Below are 22867 nucleotides of genomic sequence, written 5' to 3' on the forward strand. Positions count from 1 at the left end.
TCGCAGGTGGGGGCAGGGGGGCTTGCGGAGAAGTCGGGGATCAGCTGGCGAGCTTTGCCTTCTGGGCTTTCCTGAGGACGCTGATGTAGGTCGCAAAGGACGATTCCAGTTCTTCGAGCAGCGCGATGGCGTCGCCCGGACTGGCATCCTGGGACTTGCACTGGGCCTCGATCCGAGCAGCAACAGATGCCATTGCCGTTGCGCCCATCATCTTCGCCGAACTCTTGAGCGTATGTGCTGACCGTCCGAGAAGTTCGATATCCTGATCCACTATGGCCTGGCGCATCGTATCGAACGTGTTGGGTGTCTGGCTCACGAACATTTCCCAGAGTTTTGGGAATTGCGGGCCCATGGTCGCCTTGGTCTTGAGAAGAATTTCCTTCTCGACCACAGGCAGCGGTTTCTTGGCAGCCACGTCCTTCACCGGCTTTGCCTGCTTTGATTGGTCCCTTTCCGGAGCAATCTTGTCTGCTGCCGCGCGATCCGGTGTCTTGGCGGCCTTTGGGGGGGCCATTTTCAAATCGTCGGCCAGAGGTGCGACGACTTGGTCTTCCGCGACCTCGGTGGGAACTTCCGCGACTGCCGCATGGCTTTTCGCGTCTTCGATCACCTGCGGCTTATTCGGAACGGGAACCCGCGGTTCGGCACCTTTCTGTCCGATCCATTTCGCCAAGATCTCGACAACCTCCTGCTCACGGACGGGCTTCGACAGGAAATCGTCCATACCGGCGTTGAAACACTTCAACCGATCCTGCTTCATCGCATTGGCGGTCAGCGCGACAATGGGCGTTCGGCTGAATTCTTCCGTCTCCATTTTCGCCTTCAGGATCGATACTGCCTCATAGCCATCCAGAACGGGCATCTGACAATCTAGAAAGACGATGTCGAAACTCTGGCCTTCCGCAAATCGATCAATGGCTTCCTGTCCATTCCGCGCAGTAACGATCTGACAGCCAAGCCGCCGAAGCAGTTCTTCTCCGTACATAAGGTTGATTGCGTCATCATCGACCAGCAGGACGCGCGCTTTGGTGAAGGTGGCACTGCTCTCGGAAGCCTTGGCCTTTGACTTCGCTTCAAACGATCGATGGTGGAATGCGGACGCGATAGCCTCGACGAAGTTCTTTGCGCTGTGCGGGGCATTGATGACAAAATCCGCCGCCGACTGCTCCTCGCTGCTCAACACATTCGAAGCCAACCTCGAGGAACGCATGAGGCCGATTTTCATCGGAACTGCGCCATTGGGCCGGACATCGCGATGATCCCTAAATTGCTCTGCCGTTTCCACGTTGCTGACGAGAAGAAGATCTACGGGATCACCTCGTCTTTCGGCTTCGAGAATGTATTTCTTCGCGCTTTCGATGTCGTGGATGTGGCGAATGTCGCCTCCCGCTGACGAGATCGATGAAATGGCTGCCGAGGCCAGAGAACAGTCTTCAAGGCACAGAACGATGTTCTGCAACCCGACAACGCAACATTCGCGCCGAAACGGTTTGCCATTGTGCCTTGCGTCCAGTTCAACAGTGAAACGGAACATTGAGCCTTCACCCGGCGTACTGATTACGGAGAGTTCGCCCCCCATCGCCTGAACAATCTGGCTGGATATTGTCAGACCAAGTCCGGTGCCTCCATAGCGCCGGGTTGTCGAGGCATCAGCCTGCCGGAATGGCTCAAAGACGTCCTTGATCCGGTCTTCGTCGATACCGATCCCCGTATCTATGACAGCAAAGGAGACTTCCTTGCGATTTCGGTCCCTATGATCAATCACCTCTACCCTGAGCACAACTTCTCCGGCCTCGGTGAATTTGATGGCATTCGAGAGCAGGTTCGTGAGCACCTGGCGCAGCCGTAGTTCATCGAACACGAACGGCCCGTAAGCCTGCAGTGGAAGAATGGTGATCAGGTCAATATTCTTCCCGTTTGCGAGTATGTTGGCCGCGCTGGAAACACTGTTGATGAGTTCCCCCAGGTTGGCTTCCTGCGGATCAAGCTCCATTTCTCCTGCTTCAATCTTGGAGAGATCGAGCGTTTCGTTGATCAAGGCAAGCAGGCTTTCCGCAGACACATTAAGTGTGTCTAGGTAGCGTGTTTGCATTGGCGAGAGGCGCTCGTTTCGGAGCAGGTCGCTCATTCCGAGAATGCCGTTTAGTGGCGTTCGCATCTCGTGGCTCATCGTCGCAAGGAACCGCGATTTCTGGTAATTCGCCGCTTCCGCCGCGTTAATGGCCTGGCGGCTCAACCGAATCTGCCGGACACTTATGTAGCTCGTGAATATGATCGCGAACGCTATTCCGAGAAGGATCAGATGAAGCCTGAGTTCCTCATCAAGAATAAACGTCTTGAGGTCCGTGCTCGTTGTAGCTGCTAGAAGTGTTATCGCGTGACCATCAAAGAAAAGGGTCAGTCGGCCCTCTTTCTCACTTTGTCCAGCCCCGGACCCAAATTCGTAAACCTGCTTCCTGCCGGTCGTATCGACGGAGATGCTATTTACCCGAACCCCATTCAGCCTATCGACCTGAGTGGCGATCCTATCGATATTCAAAGAGAGAAAGATCACACCATCAGCACCGGAAGACGTTGCTATCTTCTGGTAAGGTTTGAGAAGAGTGATGAAGGACGACGTTTCTTCTCTTGCGTCGGAGATCAGCTTGCCAGGTAACAAGTAAGACCGAGAGGCTACACCACTTTCAAGGTTGGATAGTCGATCTCGGACATCGAGTGACAAGGTTGAGAGGGGGAAGGTTCTGGCATTGCTGTTCCCCCTCTTGATAAGACCTGTTCCATGCTGGTTGAGTTCGACTATCCCAAACTCTGCGACGCCCAGTGATAGTCCATTCACAAGTGATTGCGAGAAATTCGTCAGCTCGTCTGCCTCGAGGGACTGTGACGCCCTCGCGAGCGCCTCTACGGATCGAACCTTCAGGTCGGCCGCCGCAATCGCGGAAGAGGCCTTGCGGTGAGCCTTTTCGAGTAGGTCCACGCGCTCCTTTTCCACGTGCCGCGCATAGTTCGTCATGACGTAGTAATAATCGAGATAGGCAAGCGCGCCCAGAATGACGCAAGTTATGTAGATCGGGAAAAACCTCTTGAGGTGCCCATATGGCTTATGGGCGCGGGCATTCGAGGCATTAGAACTGGTCATGACTACCTAACCTACCAGTCGAAATCAGGCTTTGCGCGCACAACGGCGACCACGCAATTTCCGGTGCTGTTGAATTTGACTTCATCGAAAGCGGTTGCTTTGGCTTGAGCAATGCCTCGTCCATGGGATCCCTGGGACCGGGAAAAGTCGATCTCGACGAATTCTTTCCAAGCGAACCCGTCACCGGGATCCTCGACCACAAGTGACACACCTGTCGTCTTGCGCGATATGGCAGCCGTGGCTTTTCGCTCTGCTGGCAGTTGATCCAGCCTCTTGCGCAGCTCTTCCTTCAGCAGTCCGTCTGCAAGCAAATCGCCCTTGCGGTCAAAACCTATCCCGCAGATGCCGTGCTCCACGGCATTCAGGAGGAGTGCCGCAATACCTTCAATGGATCTCTCGGGGTTGGGAAAGAAGTTGGCCAGGAACCCCGCGAGCGACTGTGCTTCGTCTGGCGTCCTGAACTGGAACTTGGCGGCGACAGCCAGATCAAAGCCCAATGTATCGTTGCTGTGGTCATTCAACGCATCCAACTGCGATGCGCCGCGTAGCGCTGCGGAAATGACCGATCCTACGAGGTTTGCCTCGACCGGTTTTGAAAGATAGTAGAACACGCCTGCTTCAATTCCCTCCCGCATTTCTTCGGGATCGTCCGACCCCGTGATCATGACGATGGGAATGTGACAAAGGTCCGGCTCTTTCTTGACCTTCCGTACTACGGTCAGCCCGTCCATGCCCGGCATGACGCGATCAAGCAGGACAATCGAGATGTCCTGCTCATTCGCAAGTGAGGCAAGTGCATCCTGACCATTCGTTGCCGTCAGGACCTCAAACCCAAGTTGCTGGACAACTCCCTCCAGCATGAGAAGGGACATCGGATCATCGTCAACGACGAGGATTTTCCTTGAGGCAGACCGGATGTTTGACTTTCTGTCTTCCTGAACCGGTCTGTCCAGCATGCTCAACTCTCCCGGAAGGCACCTTCCAGTGCCAGTTTCACTGGCTTCAGCAGATATTCGACAATAGTTCGATTACCGTTAATGATGTCTGCATCCACCCGCATGCCCGGCAGTACGGGGTGTTCACCTTGCCCTGGTCCGAGCGAGTGCCGTGAAAGCCTTATCTCTGCCGTGTAGTAGGGACGGCCATCTGCAGAAACGAGAGCGCTGGGGGAGATCCGTTCGACGGTTCCCTCAACCGCGCCGAACCGCACGAAGTCATAGGCCGTGAACTTCACCTTGGCTGTCTGACCCACGTCTACTCGGCCGATATCGCGTGCGGATATGCGGACACGTGCGATCAGTTCCTCGTCGGAAGGCACGACGTGGGCAACCGCTTGCCCGGAGGAAACGAAATCGCCAACGGCCAGCCGATCGGGAAGCTTGATGATTCCATCGACCGGTGAGCGGACGGAAAGTTGTGAGATCTGAAGCTCGAGGTTCGAAATTCGTGCGTTCACTTCCGAAAGATCGGCCTGGGTCTGGTGGAGCTGCTGCAGCGCGCCAGAGCGTTCCGCGCTGCCCGTAGAGAGCAGGCGGGTTTTGTACTCGCGCTGAGACTGTAGGTTTTGAGCGAGTTGCCTCTTCAGGACGTCACGCTCGGAGATTTCGGACTCGAGATCGAGGCGCGCTTCGACAATGCTCTGGTAGGTCACGAGGCCTTTGTCGTAGAGTTCCTCACGTCTTGACACCAGATCGGCAACGCCTTCGGCCCGGTTCTCCTGTGCTTCGATCTGCCGCTCGAGAATCTGCTGGTCATGTTTCTTCTGGGCAAGCTGGTTCGAGACTATGCTCTCCCGGTCGGTGAGTGCGGCAAGCATCGCGGCATGGGTTCGGCGTGCATCGAACACTTCGGGACCTGCACTGGAAAACCTCTCGAATACCGGCTCGCGTCCCTCGATGTATGCGGCAAGCCTTTCGGCGCGGATCTCCAGCGAGACCGCCTGCTGGCTTGCTATTCGCAGATCCGACCTGATGTCGTTGTCGCTGAAGATAGCGATCAGGTCACCACGTTTGACGGTCTGACCGGATGTTACGGATATGTCGGCGACGGTACCACCAATCGGGTGCTGGATGGCCCGTTCGAAGCCGCGGGGGCTGATCTCCCCTTCCGACTTGGCAATTTCCGGCAGGACAGCGGTGGACCCCCAGGCAATCAAGGCCATGAGAGACGCGGCCACGACGAAGACGGCAAACTTCGCGGAGACGCTGTCCGGACGTTCCTCAAGCCGAACGGAGGCTGCAAGGTGGCGTACCTGGGCCGAGGAGATCGACTTTTGCGCAAGCGTCGGTTGCGCTTTCTCGGTCATACTGCGGCGTTCATCCGGACGCTGTCCCGAGGATTCCATGTCGACGCGGCGCTCCGGATCGAGCCGGGCAATCGGTTTCAACTGTAACGCTCTCATACTTGCCCAACAATCTTGTCCAGTGTGCCAATGACTGCCCGCCCTCCAGGGCGCAGCGCGATTACTCTGTCCGCAATGCGGAGCATGTCCGTGCGATACGAGACGAAGAGGATCGTTTTCTTGCCTCGCAGCCGGTCGATACAGGAACGCAGATCCTCGTCGAGCCCTGCAAGGAGAGACGAAGAGGGTCGTTCGTCTATCAGGAGAACGCTAGATGGCCGAAGAAGGCCGCGCGCCAATCCGATCCTCTCACGCAGGAGTGGGTCGGATTCAGCGATCCGCTGAGGGTCGATGACCGTCTCCATTCCCGCCGGTTGCGCGGAAACACTGCCCCAAGCCCCGGACTGCTCCAGACAGGCTTGCAGGTCCTCATCGGTCGCCAGGGGCATCCCAAGCCGAAGGTTCTCGGCTATCGTGCCCGCGAAAAGGTCGATCTCCTGCGGCACGTATGAGATTTGCTCTCGCAACTCATGCGGGTCGAGCTGGCGGATGTCGAACCCGTCGAGCCTGACGGCCCCGAGCAGTGGCGGGTAGAGCCCGAGGACGAGTTTGAGGATAGAACTCTTCCCGGAGCCGTTCGGTCCGGTGATCGCCAATACTTCACCCGGAGAGGCCTCGAAGTCCAACCCCGATAGAACCATCTGCGCCTGTTTGGGATATCGGAAGGTGACATTGGCGAACCCGATGCGGCCCTCACCCTTCAGGTTCGACGGCGTCAGGGCTCGCGGTTCGTAGCGAGTTTCAGTCTCGATATCCATGAGTTGATCAATCTGTGCGATGGCATTGCGCATCTGCTCAAGGCGGGGGATCATGCCGCACAAGGCATGAAGCGGCGCAAGACCGCGCAAGAGGAGCATCATGCAGGTGATCAGCGCGCCGGCTCCGAGCTCGCCGACCCAAATCAGGTTCGTGCCGACATAGACTGCCGCAACGACGAGCAATCCGGTCAGAAACTGTGCCGCGATCTCACCGTGAATACCGGTTTGGCCGAGTCTGAAATTTGCGATCTGCTCTCGTCCCGATATTTCGCGGTAACGCTCTTCCCATCGATCCGAAAGACCGTCGAGTCGGATTGCCTCGATCCTTTCCAAGCAATCCAGAGTGAACTGCTGAACACGGGAGGTTTCGATCGCTGCTTCCTTGATCCGAACTCGCACGCGGTACCAGACCAGGACGAACAGTCCGCAGAACAAGACCATCCCGACGAGCGCAACGTAGACGATCTTGCCGCCGAGAAACGCCAGCAGGAGCAGCGCAAAGAGTGCTGTGGGTATTTCGATTGCGGTCACCATTACCGGTCCGCAGAGAAAGTCCCGAATTGACTCAAATGTCTTGATGCGCGCGATCTGTTCCGAAACTCCGGCTCTGCCGACGATTGATGAGTTGAGGTTCACGAGCCTGTCGAAACTTGCGCTTCCAACGATAAAATCCAGCCTCGATGTAATCCATGTGAGCAGTTTGGATCGCGCGCGGCGCAGAAGGTATTCGACCGCGACAATGATGGCGACGCCCTTGGTGAGGTAAATGAGTGGGGCTGTCTCGCCAATACTGATGACGCGTTCGTGGACGAGCAGGATAAGCAGAGGCACAGATAACGCGATCATGTTAAGCAACAGACCGACCATGAGAATTTGGCGGATCTGCGGTTTGAACCGCTTCATTGTGGCGCGGAACCACGTTGATCGGGAGTTCTCCCGAGCGATCTTTGAAGTGGGCATGTCGTCCTCGACAATGCCACTGAAGGCGATCACTTCGACCGCTTCGTCTTCGCACGCAGACCTTGAGGTCAGGGTGCGGGCATCCAGTACACACAGTCCGTCGGGGTCATCCGGCGCCTGGCCGACCACGAGTGGGTTTTCCGGGCAGAGCTTCCCCCTGTCTGGACCTCTGAGGACAAGAACTGGCAGCAATCGACGGTCGATCTCGCTGACGCGGCAACGGAACGAGGAATAGCGATAGCCGAGATTTGCCATCGTGTTGACGAATGCAATACGGTCGAACGGTCGGTCGCTTCTCGCAGGCAAGGCCGACGCGATCGTTCGCGCCGGAAGAAACGGGTTCATTCGCGAAATCTGTGCACAGAAAGCCCAGACGAACGCGTCGTCTTCAAGGCTTCCCCGCGAATTGAGCATCATGGAGATACGTCCGTAGAGCTCGCGAATTGCGCTTGCATCGCGGGGAGACACGGGGGGGTGATCAGCAGTTTCGGACTGAACAAGTCTGAGTGGTTCCGCGCTCATATCCGCAACTCCCGATAACGCGCGACTTGCAGCCTCTGGCCGCTTTTCTGGGGGCGCTCCTCGAGTCTGCCCTGGTTATATTGAAGATGCCGGCCGGCCAGACTGCGCATGTTGGCATCATCGGTGGCGAGCAGAACCGTCGCCCGGCCCTGAAGTTTTGCGAAGAGTTCGAATAGAGCGGTGTAGCTCCTCCGGTCGAGGCCCTTGTCGCAATGATTGAAGAGGATGACCTTGGGTCGACTCGCAAGTGCGCGGGCTATTGAAATGCGCTGTTTGATGCCCGGCGGGATCGAGTCCGAACCGTCTCCGCGCAACGGTGTATCGAGACCATTCGGCAGGACGGATATATCCTCATCCAGCCGGAGCTGGCGCGCAATGAAAAATATGTCCGAAATGGTGACCGCACCAAAGCGGGAAAGGTTCTCGAGAACGGTGCCCCGATAGATGACAGATTCAGGCTGGAGGTAAGCAATATGCTTCGCCCTGAGGCTTTCCTCAATGAGATGTGCGGGCCGGCCGGCGAGTAGAACCTCACCCTCATCAGGCTTCCGCAGCCCCGCGACTGCCCGGAAGATTGACAGAAGTTCCGAGCTTCCGGCACCGTCAATCAAATGAGTAACGCCGAAATCAAGGTTCAGATCGACCTTGTCCAGCAGCGGCTTTTCCGACTGGTTGCAGGTTTCTCCCGGCCCTGTCTTGAACACGGTTACGGATTTCAGGGAGAGCGCACCCTCCATTTCCGGTTCTATGTGGCGGATCCGCGTATCGTCCGCGACAATTTCATTGAGCATGGCTTCGGTGCGGGTCTGGTCGACCGCGAGTTCCTGCCTGCGGATCAGTAGCCCGAGGCCACGCTGAACCGGAGGCATGATCCGGCCGGACAGCATCACGGAGGCGATCATCGCGCCAAGTGTTATCTCTCCGGCGACAGCGAGGAAGCCGCCCGCCAGAATGATCGAGAAAATCAGAAGCGTCGAGAAAGTGGAAGTCGCATCGAAGATTTGCGTCAGCCTGCGGGCGAAGGCGTAGTTGGCTTCGCAGCTGCGATACTTGAAATCCTCATACTTTCTCGTCAGTTGGGACTCGATTGCGAGCGCTTTCGCCGTGGAAAGCCCCCGCAGTGCCTCCACGAGGAAATCGAAGCGGGAATTGTCGACGTTCTCCCGCTCTTCGCGCAGATCGAGGAGCTTGCGCGATGTCACGATGACATAGATCGCGAAAGTCACGATCATGATAACCGGGACAAGCACCAGCGGTCCTGCGATGATCCCCACGAGCGTCAACGCAACCGGAACCATGGCAAGCTCCAAGAGGCTGACCATTCCCTGACCGCTCCTGGTCTCACGCAAGCCCTTGACGGTGGTGATCAATGCGAGGTTCGCGCTTGCACTACGGTCTCGTCTGGCACTGCCGCGAAGCATTTTCTCCATTGCCAGGCATCCGGCTCGATGCGCGAAGCTCGAGCCGCGCAAACCCAGGAGTCGTGCGCGTGCGACCCGTAGCCCGAAATCGGCAGACAACAGTACCGTCGCCGCGAACAGGATGACGTTCAGAGAGTGCTCACTCTGGTTCGGGATGATCCTGTCGTAGGTCTGCGAGATCGTCACGGGAAGAACGAAATCCAGAATGCAGACAGAAATCGTCGCAATGACGACTGCAGCTGTAGAGCTTTTCGGGTGGTCAAGGTTCTGCATGTGCTACCCGATCAGAAGAAGCCGAAGGAGCCGGAGCCCGAGCTTCCAAGCGACTCGTCTCCAAGTTGCCCGAGGCCCGCCGCCAGATCGCCCGCCGGAAGTGCAACGCTATCGGATGCAGCACCCGACAGATCGGTCGAGGCTCCATCGATGAGGCCATTGTCCGCAACGGCAGCGATATCGGCGTCGCCGCTATCGAGAACATCGCCAAGATCCCCAATTCCGGTTTCCGCCTCGATATCATCAAGAAGCCTTGAAATCTCCGCGTCCACGTCCGTGTCCGCCGGGTCGGGGTCCGTGTCGGAGACGCCGCCGAGCTCGAGGTCGACATCGCCGAGCAGCTCCTCGACCGGGTCGAGACCGAGCTCCACGTCCGCGACCCCGAGATCCACGTCCACATCGGTGTCCGCAGGGTCGGGGTCGGGATCGGAGCCGCCGCCGATCTCGAGGTCGACATCGCCGATCAGCTCCTCGACCGGGTCAAGACCGAGCTCCACGTCCGCGACCCCGAGATCCACGTCCACATCGGTGTCCGCAGGGTCGGGATCGGTGTCGGAGACGCCGCCGAGCTCGAGGTCGACATCGCCGATCAGCTCCTCGACCGGGTCGAGGCCGAGCTCCACATCCGCGACGCCGAGGTCCACGTCCACATCGGTGTCCGCGGGGTCGGTGTCGGTGCCCGTGTCGGTGTCGGAGCCGCCGCCGATCTCGAGGTCGACATCGCCGATCAGCTCCTCGACCGGGTCAAGACCGAGCTCCACGTCCGCGACCCCGAGATCCACGTCCACATCGGTGTCCGCAGGGTCGGGATCGGTGTCGGAGACGCCGCCGAGCTCGAGGTCGACATCGCCGATCAGCTCCTCGACCGGGTCGAGACCCAGTTCCACGTCCGCGACGCCCAGGTCCGCGTCCACATCGGTGTCCGCCGGGTCAGGATCGGTGTCGGTGTCGGAGCCGCCGCCGAGCTCGAGGTCGACATCGCCGACCAGCTCCTCGACCGGGTCGAGGCCGAGCTCCACATCCGCGACCCCGAGGTCCACGTCCACGTCGGTGTCCGCCGGGTCAGGGTCCGTGTCTGAGCCGCCGCCGATCTCGAGGTCGATATCGCCGACCAGCTCCTCGACCGGGTCGAGGCCGAGTTCCACATCCGCGACCCCGAGGTCCACGTCCACATCAGTGTCCGCCGGGTCAGGATCGGTGTCTGAGCCGCTGCCGACCTCGAGGTCGACATCGCCGACCAGCTCCTCGACAGGATCGAGACCGAGTTCCACATCCGCGACCCCCAGGTCCGCGTTCACATCGGTGTCCGCAGGGTCCGTGTCTGTGTCGGAGCCGACGCCGAGCTCGAGGTCGACATCGCCGACCAGCTCCTCGACCGGGTCGAGACCGAGTTCCACGTCCGCGACGCCGAGGTCCACGTCCACGTCGGTGTCCGCAGGGTCCGTGTCGGTGCCCGAGTCTTGGCCTGAGACGCCACCAAGCTCGAGGTCGACATCGCCGACCAGCTCCTCGGCCGGGTCGAGACCCAGTTCCACATCCGCGACCCCCAGATCCACGTCCACGTCGGTGTCCGCAGGGTCGGGATCGGTGTCTGAATCGGAGCCGCCGCCGATCTCGACGTCGACATCGCCGATCAGCTCCTCGACCGGGTCGAGACCGAGCTCCACATCCGCGACCCCGAGGTCCACGTCCACGTCGGTGTCCGTGGGGTCGGGATCGGTGTCTGAATCGGAGCCGCCGCCGATCTCGACGTCGACATCGCCGATCAGCTCCTCGACCGGGTCGAGACCGAGCTCCACATCCGCGCCGCCTAGGTCCACGTCGACATCGGTGTCCGCCGGGTCGGGATCGGTGTCGGTGTCGGAGCCGCCGCCGAGCTCGAGGTCGACATCGCCGACCAGCTCCTCGACCGGGTCGAGACCGAGTTCCACGTCCGCGACCCCCAGATCCACGTCCACGTCGGTGTCTGCAGGGTCCGTGTCGGTGTCGGAGCCGCCGCCGAGCTCGAGGTCGACATCGCCGACCAGCTCCTCGACCGGGTCGAGACCGAGTTCCACATCCGCGACCCCCAGGTCCGCGTTCACATCAGTGTCCGCCGGGTCAGGATCGGTGTCTGAGCCGCCGCCGATCTCGAGGTCGACATCGCCGACCAGCTCCTCGACCGGGTCGAGGCCGAGTTCCACATCCGCGACCCCGAGGTCCACGTCGACATCGGTGTCGAAGCTGGATGGCCGGAGCCCCGGATCAGCGACGATCGGATCAGAAGTTGGGAACAACGCATCCGTCGATGAACCAACCTCAGCAACCGGGTCCGAATTAGAACTATTGCCACTTGGTTGCGCGGATACGGAACCTTCGCTACCGCTGGAGTTTTCGTTTCCTTCCTGCTGATCGACGTATTCCGCAACCGCCTCATCCGCTCGAGTTTCGTCTCGGGTCGGTTCTACCCCTCCATTTTGGGCAGAGGATGTCTCGGCTTCCGTTTCCGGCGCGTCATTTTCGCTCGCCTCACCCACCAGTGGCAGAAGCGTCGAACTGCCAGAACTGGGCGCATTTCCATCGCTTGCGTTGGATCCGTCGCTCTTTGCCTGCCCCTTCGCGCCGGTATCAACACGACCAGCTATCTCGGCAATTTCAGGGAGATCGAGCAGAACCTCGCCAAGACCTTCGAGATCAATATCACTCAAGTCCGCATCGCCGCGCTCTTGGGTCGCTGTTTCACTACCCTGACCGAGAGGCAGATTGCTTGCACTGTTCACGGCAAGATCTCGAAGCGGGCTTAAGGTCTCCGCTCCGGACTGATCCGCCGTGCTGGACAGCGAATCCGAATCCGGCGCGATGGATGTCCCCAAGTCATGCGTGGAGAGCCCGTTAAGGGCCCCATCTGTGACGTCCAGCTCGTCCGCAGTATAGCGCTTGGCATCCAGTGGGGATGCAGCCTCAATATCCGTGGAATGCTGACCGTCTCGCATAGCTACCCCCTCCCAGATCGAAACGGAGCCAGATATGACAGATCGTGTATAATGAATTGTAAGTGTAAATGAAAATATAGGCCGCAGAATATATACTATTTTGCGTTATTGCTGTAATTTTAATTTAGCAATTCGCATCAATGATTATCAAATTTTTAGATAACTACCTCGCAGTGGGTTGCTTTCAATCGTGAAAGTCCGTACCGGCAAATTCTGGGCGCGCAGGTCAAGTCGACAAATCCGTCCTTGATGTGCTCATCCCGAACCTGGCGAAGGTCACGAGGAGGACAGGCCGTGCGGAACAACCGCTCCGCACGGGGACTGTTGGCTACCGCGCGTCAGGCACGTCCGGCGAACAGGTCCTTCTTGACGATCGCGTGGACACCCCAGTTGCCATCGACAACCTGGGTAATCCCGAAATCGACGCCGACCGACATCAGGGAATGCGCCTCGTCTTCGGTCAGGCCCTTCGTCGTCATCAGGAACTTTCGCATTTTCCGGAACGCATCTCGCATCGCGTCATCGATCGAGGATTTGGTGTAGATGTCCGCCTGTGCCGTCGTGCCAAGAGTGTCCAGGTAGTTCGGCACCGAAAAGCCATGCACAAGCCATTCTGTCTGGGTTTCCAGCATTGGATGGTCCAATTCCTCCAGCGGTGTGCCGGCCAGGTTCGCCTTCTTGTGCAGGATCAACTGGAACGTGCCCGTCAACGAACATTCGATGGCGGTGCCGCAGAGTTCGCTGTCACCCTGCGAAGCATGCGGGTCGCCGACCGAGAGCAAGGCGCCGTCGACCGCTACCGGGTAGTACATCGTTGCGCCCTTGCCGATGCGCCAGTTGTCCACGTTGCCGCCGGTGTAGCTGGGCGGCACCGAGTCGACGACATCCGCCTCGGCGGGTGCCACGCCGAGCGTGCCGAAATGGGGGCGGATCGGAATTCGCACGCCTTTCAGCACATCGAAGTTCCGGCTGGTCAGCGAGTGGTCGACCGGCACGCCCGGGTAGTCGATGGTCGGGTGGGTCACGCCGAACGGGTCGGTCTGCGGCACCCACTTGAAATTGTAGACCGCCTCGGCCCAGTTCTTGTCGCCGTTCGCATCGACCTGGTAGATCGTGATGACCTCACGCTTCTCGTCGTTGAGCATATCGTTGTAGTGGTACCCCCACCAAGCGGCCGCGTTGGAGCCGAAGGTCTTGCCCGTGAACTCCGGGTTGGCACAGGGGCGCGGCACGCAGTCGAGAATGCGGACTTCGAGCACGTCACCGGGTTCGGCGCCACGCACGTAGACAGGGCCGGTGAGGATATGGACACCTTGTCCGTCGCCAGAGCCGATCTTGTAGACCGCAGGGTCCGTGGAGCCCGCGCCGCGACGGTCGACACCTTTCTTGTCCTTGGTCCAGAGGTAGACGCTTTCCGCGCCTTCATCGCCCTCTACCATCCGCTCCATGTCGTCACCGGCGTGGTGGGTCAGCGTCTCGATGGTCACGATGTCACCGCTGTCGACTTCGACCCGCGGTTTCAACGTCTTGCTGAAGTAACCCCAGTGGACGGTGTCTGAATTGGCGGGCAGATAGTGATATGACGGCGCAGACGAGCCGTTGCCAGCACTTGTCTGGGCCAGAGCTGGCGTCACCAGCGACAGGCCACCCGTGGCGCCGGCCGCGGCAATCCCGCCCGCCCCCAGCAAACCGGCGCCGAGAAAGCCGCGCCGACCCGGATTGATCTCTTCCTTGAATTGACTGAAGTGTGCCTCGAAATCGGGGCAATTCACGTCGTCTCCAAGACACATGATCGTATCTCCTGTTTTTGAGTTTCGGGTGCCGGCATCTTCAATTGGTCGAAGGGCATTCGTTATGGCAAGCGCGCGGGCCAAGAGCGGGAAACGGCCTCCAATGCCCGTGTCGGTCGAGAAAAAGATGTTCTATTGCGGTGCTTTAGGTGTATCAGGCAAGGGAAGGGCCTGCGACGGTCCGCAAGTGTTTGCGCGTCCGGGCAACAGATTGTGCACATGCTGCACAGCGCACGCCGATGCAGATGCACAAATATCCGGCACAGTATCGGAAACTTGCGAAAGCGGAGGAATTCCCGGCGGGTGAATGCTAGCCGGGCGTTAGGCTTGGGGATGGATAAGGCTCAAGGACCCGATCATCTGGATCTTTCCACGCTGCCGGAGGCGTCGCGCGCCGAGGGGTGGGGGTCGTGGCTGGCGGAGCTAGGGCTGACCGCCATGGCGGACGGGAATGTTGCGCTGACGGGGATGCTGGGTCTTATCCAGGTTGCAAGCGGGGTGCGTCTGGGGCGTCTCGTTGCTCCGGCTCAGGAAATCCGCCCAAGTGGAACCCGCACCCGCCCAGCACCATTGCTCGTCGTCCTGACGCTTCGCAGCAGAGGCGTGTTGTCGCGGGACGGACACGTGCAGTATTTTGCCCAGAACGATCTTGCCGTGCTGGATCAGGGCAGTGAGTGGCGTCTGCGGTGGTCTGGCGATGCCAAGGCGATCATTCTGGAGATCCCGGACGATGCGATATCCGCGCGCCTTGGCCGACAGCGGCCAAGGCAGCCATTGGTGCTCGGAAGCTCGATTGCAGCCGACATGGCACGGTCGATGCTGTCCGTTCTTGGGGCGCAGTTCGACACGCTGACACAGCCGGATCTCGCCGCGAGCGAAGGGGCGTTGCTCGACCAGATATGCAGCGCGATCACAAGCGAGGCAGATCTTGACGATGGGACAATGACCCCGGTTCAGGTCGCACATTACCGGCGCGTCGCGGCTGCCATCGACTCGCGGTTGAATATGCCGGACCTTTCGCTGAGCGATGTCGCCGGCACGGCGGGGCTGTCGCCGCGGTACGTGCAAAGGCTGTTCGAGCTGCAGGGGGACAGCTTCTCCCGTTACGTCCGCCAGAAACGGCTGGAACGCAGTCGAGCCGCCCTGCTCGACATGAGCCAGAACGCCGTGAGCATTGCCCAGATCGCACACCGATGGGGATTTGCCAGCGCCTCGCATTTCAGCCGTTCGTTCCGCGACGCGTTCGGGCTATCGCCGCGCGAATTGCGAGAAGACAACCGGCTTGCGCCACTGCCCTACGCCTTTCGGGGCAGCCCCGGCAACGCCGCGCGCCCACCCACGGACACCCGTATCCGGCAGCCCGCGCAAAGATCGGTCGCAGATGAAACCGGCCTTCCCGAACCTGCACCCGGGAGTGACAACACTGCAGATTTCGTATTGCCGGCGCGCGCAGATACCGTGCATTGGGGGCATATCAGCCGGTCCAATCCGCCGGTCCTGTTTGTTCCCTCTGGTTCAGTTGTCCGGGTTGAGACGCTGACCCAGCACGGTGGCGACGACTTTGCCAGGTTCATCGAAGGCGACCCCGGCGCGGAAAGCGTCTTTCGTTGGACGCGGGATACCAAGGCTGTAGATCGGCGAGGCGCAGGCCCCATGGACGCCTCTGTCTTCGGTCGCGGCGCGGGAGAAGGGTTCGGGGTGCACATCTGCACCGGACCAATCCACGTGACCGGCGCCGAACCGGGCGATGTGCTTGAGGTCGAGATCATCGAGATTGCCCCGCGCCCATCCGCGAATCCGCTCTACAAGGGTAAGGCGTTTGGCTCAAATGCGTCGGCCTGGTGGGGGTACCAGTACAACGACCCGCTGCAGGGAACGAAGCGGCACGAGACGGTGACGATCTTCGAGGTGGATCTCGACCGCCCCGACGAAGCCCGTGCACTCTATCAGTATGCCTGGACGCCGCAAACCGACCCGTTTGGCGTCGAGCACCCGACGATGGACTACCCGGGTATTCCGGTCGACCACACTACGGTTGAGCACCGTGACGCGCTCAAAAGGATCGTCGTGCCTGCGCGCCCGCATTTCGGTTTTGTCGGGGTGGCCCCCCGCGAGGCGGACATCGTTGACTCGATCCCGCCGGGGTATTTCGGCGGCAATATAGACAACTGGCGCGCCGGACCCGGTGCTCGCGTCTATCTGCCGGTCGCGGTCGAGGGCGCTTTACTATCCATCGGCGATGGCCACTTTAGCCAGGGTGATGGTGAGATCAACGGAACCGGTCTCGAAATGTCGTTGACGGGGACGGTTCGCGTTGTGCTGCACAAGGCTGGAACCGATACTGTTCCGCAGGTGCGCGGGCTTGCGGGTCCGATCATCGAGACGCCCGAGGAATGGGTGATCCAGAGCTTCAGTTTTGAAAACCACCTGCGCGACCTGGGACGCAGCGCCCAGACCGACGTCTACACTCGCTCCTCGGTGGACCATGCATTGCGCAATGCTTTCCGTCAGGGACGCCGTTTCCTGATGGATGTATACAGTCTCACCGAGGACGACGCACACGCTCTCCTGTCTGTTGCGGCGGATTTCAGCGTCACACAGGTCGCCGATGGAAACTTTGGCGTTCATGTTACCATCAGGAGATCCCTGTTTGGCCCGTCTGAAACCTTAATGACTTCCTAAAGAGGTTGACTGTGATCTGCCTGGTCGTGCTTGGAGTGGGGACTGCGATCGACAAGCCGAAAAGCCGCTTTGCCCATAGCGGACGAGACCTTGTACGCTGAGTGAATGTCCGAAAAATGTGAAGGAGCCGCACGATCTCTCGCGCGGCCCCGGTTGCCGATGGCGGTTGAAGATCAGGAAACGGCTTCGGCGTTGACGCCGCCCTTCATGGCGATCGCGGTCATGCGGCGGTCGCCGTCGTACGTCTGGTCGAGACATTTCTTCAGAACTGCCGCGTCACCGTCGAGGCCGAGGCGGTTGGCGAAGGCGGCCAGCGTACCGTAGCCCGCCAGTGCGTAGTGAACCATGCGCTGGTATTGCGGGATGATGGCGGCGTCGCGCACATCCGGGTCGGTGATGTCGTCCGAAAGTCCGTGGGCACGGGCCTCTTTCACGAGGCCTTCCATGCCCTTGCAGTGCTCGGCGTTGGGCTTGATGCCGTGGTCGTTGCACAGCTTTTCGATCTCGGCGATTCCATCGGCGATGCCGTTGCCGCCGTCGATCAAGGCCTCGGACAACTCCTTGTCCTGCGCCGCACGGCCCAGCTCGTTCACGACGGACAGGGACTGTGTATTAGCACTCCAGATGTCCTGCAGCTGGTCGAGGTAGATGTCCTTGAGCGAGTTGATTGGCATGTCGGTATCCTTTGTTCTGGTTCGGGTACCAACGGCTGGAATCGTGGAAGGTTCCCATGTTCGGAAAGTAGGAACGCGCGATGGTTCACGCTTCGCGCGCTCTCAACGTTGTTGAATGTGCTGGTACTCTGTCGCCCGGTTTTCTAGGCATGCCCAAAACTGAAGCGCAATATCAATCGGTAGGCGCACTCTTGAGTAACACTGAGCGTTCTGACCGGAGGCAGGATCGGCTTTGCGAGCCAGTACGTGCTTTCGCGCAGGATCAAAAAAACAACGGCGGAGGAAGCGAGGTGCGATCGGTAAATATTACAATCGCAATGAGAATTTACGCCGTCGAGATTTATTTCTTTTGCTTATTCTTTTTTTGGGTGTCTATTGATCGACACCCTCTCTTGTCTATCGTAAATCTACGCCTTCGCCTTTTTCACCGAGATATCGATTTCATGGCTATGCCAGGGGGAGAGAAAAAGAAGAGCCGGCAGCAGCAGGTACGCAAGCGAGGAGAGGCTTGTCTCCGCAAGGGAACCATTGGCGGTTGCCACGACCTGGCTGACGATGAAGCCGAGTGCAGGGTCCCAGGCCGGCTTGCTGGTGATACCAAGCCCCACGAGCAATTTGCCCCCAAAGATGATCGCTGCGATCGCGAGGATCTGGGATGCCGCGAGGATGCGCGGATCCGGGTTGAGGCATTTTCGTATCAAGTCAGGTCTCCGGTCGCCGCTCTGGCTTGGTTCTCTGCGTTGGTGGACTCTTTGTCGTGGGTCATCTGGATCGGCGGAGGAAAGATGGCAAGGGCAGCGGTGAGCATAAAAGCGGACAAGTGGCATGCGTGCCCGCAGCACCAGGGCGGCGGGCAGGCCGGCTGACCTACTGCGGGTTGATCGAAATGAGCTGGAGATCTGTCGGCAGGGTCGTGGCCGAGATGAGCAAATCGCTTGTGACCGTTCCGTCGAAGAAGTTCAAGGCCTGCAAGATGTTTGGCCTAAGGTAAATATTACAGTCGATTAGAGCCGCAAGTTCGCAGTAGATTGCGTGCATCAGCGGTTGAAAGCGATCTGCAGTCGAGAACATGGCCTCAGCCTTCGGCGGCAATGCCGCTTGCTAACCTGACTCGCTCCAACCTCTACGACCACCCGCGTGGCGAAAGCGCTGAGAACCTGGCGCTCATGAAGTTCATCCGCCGGTAATTCCAGGAAACGCCGTAGTACGGATCTTGGCAGATGGCCCATCATATGCAGAAAGACCAGCGATGTCAGAAAGACAGATGCCGGACTCCACAGCAATCAGCGGCATTCGAGAGCGGATTTCGACCATCTTCTCGGAATGATCCAGCCGAACATGTTTGACTGCAAGCAAGACTCTATCGAGCACTAAGAACGGATACACAGCACAAGACGGGGGGATGCAAACTTCATGAGGCCCAAATGAGCCTTTTTTGGCTTACATCGTGTGCTCTTGTGGCCGCCAAAGCGACTTTGAACCATTCACGGTGTTGAAGGCGCGCGAGGAGGGCGCACGCCCGACGGTTACCCCTACAAGAATGCGTGCGGCGAAAACCGGAGGCTGGACGGCGGGGAGCTGCCCCAGCCGAAATCTGAAACGTCTTCAGGTTGCGTAGCGCTCCGCGGTAAGGCCATCGAAGGAGATCTCCGGTTCCTGCCCAAGTACAACGTCGGTCACCGCCCGCGCCGAGCCGCAGGCCATTGTCCAGCCCAGCGTGCCGTGTCCCGTGTTCAGAAAGAGGTTGTCGTATTTCGACGGACCAAGCACCGGCGTTCCATCCGGCGTCATGGGGCGCAGACCGGTCCAGCCCTCGGCCTTCGAGATGTCGCCTCCACCGGGGAAGAGATCGCCGATCACGTGGCGTACCGTGTCCGTCGCGTGGGGTCCGAGACGTTTGGAGTAGCCGGCGATCTCGGCCGTGCCGGCGACGCGGATGCGATCGCCGAGACGGGTGATAGCCACCTTGTGAGTTTCGTCCATGATCGTGGATTGGGGTGCCTTGGCATCGTCGATCACCGGGATCGTCACCGAGTAGCCCTTGACCGGATAGACCGGCAACTTCACCCCAACAGGATTCAGGACATTCGGCGCGTAGCTGCCAAGCGCACAGATATACTTGTCGCCCGTGATGCGGCCTGCGACTTCGGTATCGACGCCTGCCACCGATCCGTTCTCGATCGCGATCGACTTGATCGTCTGCCCATACTGGAAGGTGACGCCCATTTCGGCGCATTTCTCGGCCAGCGCGATAGTGAACATGCGGCAATCGCCCGTACGGTCGGCCGTCAGGCGCAGTCCGCCCACGAACTTGTCGCGCACCTGTGCCAAGGCAGGCTCCGCTGCGATGCAGCCGTCCTGATCGAGCACCTCAAAGGGGGAGTCGAATTCCGCCAGCACCTCCTGGTCGGCCTTCGATCCCTTCAGCTGTTTCTCCGTGCGGAAGAGCTGCAGCGTGCCCTGTTCGCGACCGTCATACTCGATGCCGGTTTCGGAGATCAGATCCGGCATCACGTCTCGTGAATAGTTCGAGACCCGAACCATTCGGCTCTTATTGACCCGATAGCTCTCATCGTTGCAATTCCGGAGCATCTGAAGCCCCCAGGACCACATGGTCGGGCTGATCATCGGCCAGATGAAGAGCGGGCGGCGTTTCATGAAAAGCCATTGCAGGGCTTTCTTGGGGACGCCCGGTGCGGCCCAGGGTGAGGTCATGCCGTAGCTCAGCTCGCCTGCGTTCGCGTAGCTCGTCTCGAGTCCGGGCCCGGTCTGACGGTCAAGGACCGTGACCTCCGCTCCGGCCTTTGCAAGATAGTAGGCGGTTGTAACGCCGATCACGCCGGCCCCCATCACGACAACCTTCATGGCGCGCACTCCCCTCACCTGAACTCCAGGCGCCGACCTCTCGCTCGCAGGCCGCCGCATTCCAAATGCGCGCGATATTGAGCGGATCGTTCGGCGGGGTGCAAGGCATCGCACCGAAATTCGACCCGAAACACCAACCGCCATGTTGCCAGTGCACGCCAACTCGGCAACTGCCACGCGCTTTTGCAATGTGGCGAGGAGTTGGCCGTGTCGACTTGCAATCGGGGGCGGCTGTGCTAGGCACCTTCGACGCAAATTGCCAGCAGACATGAGGCGAAGATGGACGGGATCACCGAGTTGCGGGAAAAGTATCTCGGCGCGATCGAGGCGGCGGATGACGAGGCGGCGCTCGAGGACGTTCGCGTTGCAGCTCTCGGCAAGAAAGGCGAGGTTTCCGCACTCATGCGGTCGCTCGGAGGCATGTCCCCGGAAGAGCGCAAGACCGCCGGACCTGCACTCAATGCGCTGAAGAGCGATCTGAACGGGGCAATCCTTGCGGCGCGGGCTCGCTTTGCGGATGCGGCGCTCTCTGCGCGACTGGCCACTGAATGGGCGGACGTGACACTGCCATCGCGGCCGCGGACGGAAGGTACGATCCATCCTGTCAGCCGAGTGATGGAAGAGGTCGTCACGATCTTCGCTGATTTGGGCTTCGCAGTCGCCGAGGGCCCGCAGGTTGAGACGGACTGGTACAACTTCGATGCGCTGAACATACCGGGCCACCACCCGGCGCGTGCCGAGATGGATACCTTTTACATGGCGCGGAGCGAGGGCCAAAACCGGCCCCCTCATGTGCTCAGGACCCACACGTCTCCGGTTCAGATCCGGCACATGGAAGCCCACGGGGCGCCGTGCCGTGTAATTGCGCCGGGGCGGGTATTCCGGGCAGACTACGACCAGACCCACACACCCATGTTCCATCAGATCGAAGGGCTTGCCATCGATCAGGACATCTCGATGGCCAATCTGAAGTGGGTGCTGGAGGAGTTTTTCTCGGCCTACTTCGGCACGAGCGTGAAAACGCGCTTCCGTGCTTCGCACTTCCCGTTCACCGAGCCTTCGGCCGAAGTGGATATCCAGTGCTCATGGGTTGGTGGACAACTCAAGGTCGGCGAGGGCGATGGTTGGCTCGAGGTGCTTGGGTCCGGCATGGTTCATCCCAACGTGCTGCGTGCCGCGAACGTCGATCCGGAAGAATGGCAGGGTTTCGCGTTCGGAATGGGCATCGACCGTATTGCAATGCTCAAATACGGCATTCCCGATCTGCGGGCCTTCTTCGACAGCGACCTGCGGTGGCTGCGTCATTACGGGTTTGCCTCGCTCGACATGCCTTCGCTTCATGCCGGGGTAAGCTGATCCGCTCGCAAGAGTGCCTTGAGAAATGGCCCCGCTCGACCTCCATGGAGGGGCGAGCCTGGCGGCAGGACATGACCCGCGATGCCCCGAGGCAATTTCCTGCCCCGGGGCCGTATTTTACCAGTCCAGCATCCAGGGGTGGCGGGTGTTTCGGCGGAACTGGCGTTGTTCAGCTCGTCTGCAAGAGACGCATGCGCACCTGCAGTTGAGGCGCCAGCCACATTCCGGCGATCATCGCAATGGCGAAGATGAGGCCAGATGTGCCGCCGTAGCTGAGCGAGGCCATCGCCGGTCCCGGACAGATGCCTGCGAGGCCCCAGCCCGCGCCGAAGATCAGAGCCCCGATGATCAGACGGGAATCCACTTCGGATTTCGCTGGCCCGGGTATCGGAGCCCCGAGGAGACTCGTGCGGCGCCTCTGGAGCCATTTCCAGGCAAATACCATGGGCAGGATTGCGCCGCCCATGACGAAGGCCAGCGTCGGGTCCCAGTCTCCGGTTACATCGAGCCAGCCCTGCACCTTCTTCGTATCGGTCATGCCTGACAGCAGGAGTCCGAGCTCGAAAAGGGCGCCGGACAACGCCGAAAAGATCAGTCTCATTGGATGATTCCCAGTGCGTGTTTTGCTATCAGCACGGTCGCAGCCCCTGAGGCCAGATAAACCGCGGTTGCGAGAATGCTACGGGTGGAGAGCCTCGAAATGCCGCAGACACCATGACCGGATGTGCACCCGCTTCCGATCCGCGTTCCAATGCCGACCAGCAGTCCGGCCAGTATCAGAATAGGGACGTTGTGAGTCGCATTGGTGGCGGGGGCCCCGAACAGCGCGGTTGCAGCCGCAGGAGCGAGCACCAATGCACCGAGGAATGCCGCGCGCTCGGCAAAGTTCGACTTCCCCGTTCCGTCGATCAGGCCACCGAGGATGCCACTGGCACCCATGATCCGGCCATTCACCAAGAGAAATAGACTCCCGGCGGCTCCAATGAGCAGTCCGCCGAGCAGGCCCATCGTCCAATCTGCCAACCACATTCGGATTGATCCTTCGATCTGCGTT

Annotated in this window: 14 protein-coding genes; 2 read left to right on the forward strand and 12 right to left on the reverse strand. The window is 59.8% G+C overall.

The features are described from left to right. Window positions 1-40 precede the first annotated feature (40 nt). From ACP15W_RS00540 to ACP15W_RS00570, 7 genes are all read right to left on the reverse strand, one after another. Entirely contained in the window at window positions 41-3139 is a 3099-nt protein-coding gene (locus ACP15W_RS00540) for an ATP-binding protein (protein WP_424930872.1), read from the reverse strand. Between the two features lie 11 nt (window positions 3140-3150). Further along, window positions 3151-4095: a response regulator gene (locus ACP15W_RS00545; RefSeq protein WP_424930873.1), complete on the reverse strand. Its 945-nt coding sequence runs from the start codon at window positions 4093-4095 to the stop codon at window positions 3151-3153. A gap of 2 nt (window positions 4096-4097) precedes the next feature. After that, window positions 4098-5525: an HlyD family type I secretion periplasmic adaptor subunit gene (locus tag ACP15W_RS00550; RefSeq protein ID WP_424930874.1), complete on the reverse strand. Its 1428-nt coding sequence runs from the start codon at window positions 5523-5525 to the stop codon at window positions 4098-4100. A gap of 11 nt (window positions 5526-5536) precedes the next feature. Further along, entirely contained in the window at window positions 5537-7780 is a 2244-nt protein-coding gene (locus ACP15W_RS00555; protein ID WP_424930875.1) for a peptidase domain-containing ABC transporter, read from the reverse strand. Further along, window positions 7777-9474 carry an ABC transporter transmembrane domain-containing protein gene (locus ACP15W_RS00560; RefSeq protein WP_424930876.1) on the reverse strand — a complete coding sequence of 566 codons (1698 nt, stop codon included), beginning with the start codon at window positions 9472-9474 and terminating at the stop codon, window positions 7777-7779. The genes ACP15W_RS00555 and ACP15W_RS00560 overlap by 4 nt, the downstream gene beginning before the upstream one ends. An 11-nt stretch (window positions 9475-9485) precedes the next feature. Further along, entirely contained in the window at window positions 9486-12446 is a 2961-nt protein-coding gene (locus tag ACP15W_RS00565; RefSeq protein ID WP_424930877.1) for a hypothetical protein, read from the reverse strand. Between the two features lie 338 nt (window positions 12447-12784). Next, window positions 12785-14236 carry an acetamidase/formamidase family protein gene (locus ACP15W_RS00570; protein ID WP_424930878.1) on the reverse strand — a complete coding sequence of 484 codons (1452 nt, stop codon included), beginning with the start codon at window positions 14234-14236 and terminating at the stop codon, window positions 12785-12787. 333 nt (window positions 14237-14569) lie between these two features. On the opposite strand from ACP15W_RS00570, the gene ACP15W_RS00575 reads away from it, so the two are divergent. Next, window positions 14570-16918, forward strand: coding sequence for an acetamidase/formamidase family protein (locus ACP15W_RS00575; RefSeq protein ID WP_424930879.1), 2349 nt, complete (start codon window positions 14570-14572; stop codon window positions 16916-16918). A gap of 173 nt (window positions 16919-17091) precedes the next feature. Here the strand turns inward: ACP15W_RS00575 and ACP15W_RS00580 are convergent, their stop codons facing one another. The 3 genes from ACP15W_RS00580 to ACP15W_RS00590 form a co-directional block, all read right to left on the reverse strand. Continuing rightward, entirely contained in the window at window positions 17092-17592 is a 501-nt protein-coding gene (locus tag ACP15W_RS00580) for a ferritin-like domain-containing protein (protein ID WP_424930880.1), read from the reverse strand. A gap of 407 nt (window positions 17593-17999) precedes the next feature. Then, complete coding sequence (locus tag ACP15W_RS00585) at window positions 18000-18293, reverse strand: hypothetical protein (protein ID WP_424930881.1); 294 nt, start codon at window positions 18291-18293, stop codon at window positions 18000-18002. A 904-nt stretch (window positions 18294-19197) separates the two neighbouring features. Then, window positions 19198-20517, reverse strand: coding sequence for a D-amino acid dehydrogenase (locus tag ACP15W_RS00590; RefSeq protein ID WP_424930882.1), 1320 nt, complete (start codon window positions 20515-20517; stop codon window positions 19198-19200). Between the two features lie 219 nt (window positions 20518-20736). On the opposite strand from ACP15W_RS00590, the gene pheS reads away from it, so the two are divergent. Further along, window positions 20737-21813 carry a phenylalanine--tRNA ligase subunit alpha gene (gene pheS / locus ACP15W_RS00595; protein WP_424930883.1) on the forward strand — a complete coding sequence of 359 codons (1077 nt, stop codon included), beginning with the start codon at window positions 20737-20739 and terminating at the stop codon, window positions 21811-21813. A gap of 169 nt (window positions 21814-21982) precedes the next feature. Here the strand turns inward: pheS and ACP15W_RS00600 are convergent, their stop codons facing one another. Continuing rightward, a complete protein-coding gene (locus ACP15W_RS00600) occupies window positions 21983-22414 on the reverse strand; it encodes a DUF6691 family protein (protein ID WP_424930884.1) in 432 nt (143 codons plus the stop codon). Further along, window positions 22411-22842, reverse strand: coding sequence for a YeeE/YedE family protein (locus ACP15W_RS00605; RefSeq protein WP_424930885.1), 432 nt, complete (start codon window positions 22840-22842; stop codon window positions 22411-22413). Before ACP15W_RS00605 ends, ACP15W_RS00600 begins: the two co-directional genes overlap by 4 nt. Window positions 22843-22867 lie beyond the last annotated feature (25 nt).

The sequence above is a fragment of the Amaricoccus macauensis genome, assembly GCF_049800915.1.
In the GTDB taxonomy this organism is placed as follows: Bacteria; Pseudomonadota; Alphaproteobacteria; order Rhodobacterales; family Rhodobacteraceae; genus Amaricoccus; species Amaricoccus macauensis_A.

Excerpts from the sequence above, each read along its gene's own strand:
- ACP15W_RS00540 (WP_424930872.1), bottom strand. The coding sequence starts at position 3,139 with ATGACCAGTTCTAATGCCTCGAATGCCCGCGCCCATAAGCCATATGGG.
- ACP15W_RS00545 (WP_424930873.1), bottom strand. The coding sequence starts at position 4,095 with ATGCTGGACAGACCGGTTCAGGAAGACAGAAAGTCAAACATCCGGTCT.
- ACP15W_RS00555 (WP_424930875.1), bottom strand. The coding sequence starts at position 7,780 with ATGAGCGCGGAACCACTCAGACTTGTTCAGTCCGAAACTGCTGATCAC.
- ACP15W_RS00560 (WP_424930876.1), bottom strand. The coding sequence starts at position 9,474 with ATGCAGAACCTTGACCACCCGAAAAGCTCTACAGCTGCAGTCGTCATT.
- ACP15W_RS00565 (WP_424930877.1), bottom strand. The coding sequence starts at position 12,446 with ATGCGAGACGGTCAGCATTCCACGGATATTGAGGCTGCATCCCCACTG.
- ACP15W_RS00570 (WP_424930878.1), bottom strand. The coding sequence starts at position 14,236 with ATGTGTCTTGGAGACGACGTGAATTGCCCCGATTTCGAGGCACACTTC.
- ACP15W_RS00575 (WP_424930879.1), top strand. The coding sequence starts at position 14,570 with ATGGATAAGGCTCAAGGACCCGATCATCTGGATCTTTCCACGCTGCCG.
- ACP15W_RS00580 (WP_424930880.1), bottom strand. The coding sequence starts at position 17,592 with ATGCCAATCAACTCGCTCAAGGACATCTACCTCGACCAGCTGCAGGAC.
- ACP15W_RS00590 (WP_424930882.1), bottom strand. The coding sequence starts at position 20,517 with ATGCGGCGGCCTGCGAGCGAGAGGTCGGCGCCTGGAGTTCAGGTGAGG.
- pheS (WP_424930883.1), top strand. The coding sequence starts at position 20,737 with ATGGACGGGATCACCGAGTTGCGGGAAAAGTATCTCGGCGCGATCGAG.
- ACP15W_RS00600 (WP_424930884.1), bottom strand. The coding sequence starts at position 22,414 with ATGAGACTGATCTTTTCGGCGTTGTCCGGCGCCCTTTTCGAGCTCGGA.
- ACP15W_RS00605 (WP_424930885.1), bottom strand. The coding sequence starts at position 22,842 with ATGTGGTTGGCAGATTGGACGATGGGCCTGCTCGGCGGACTGCTCATT.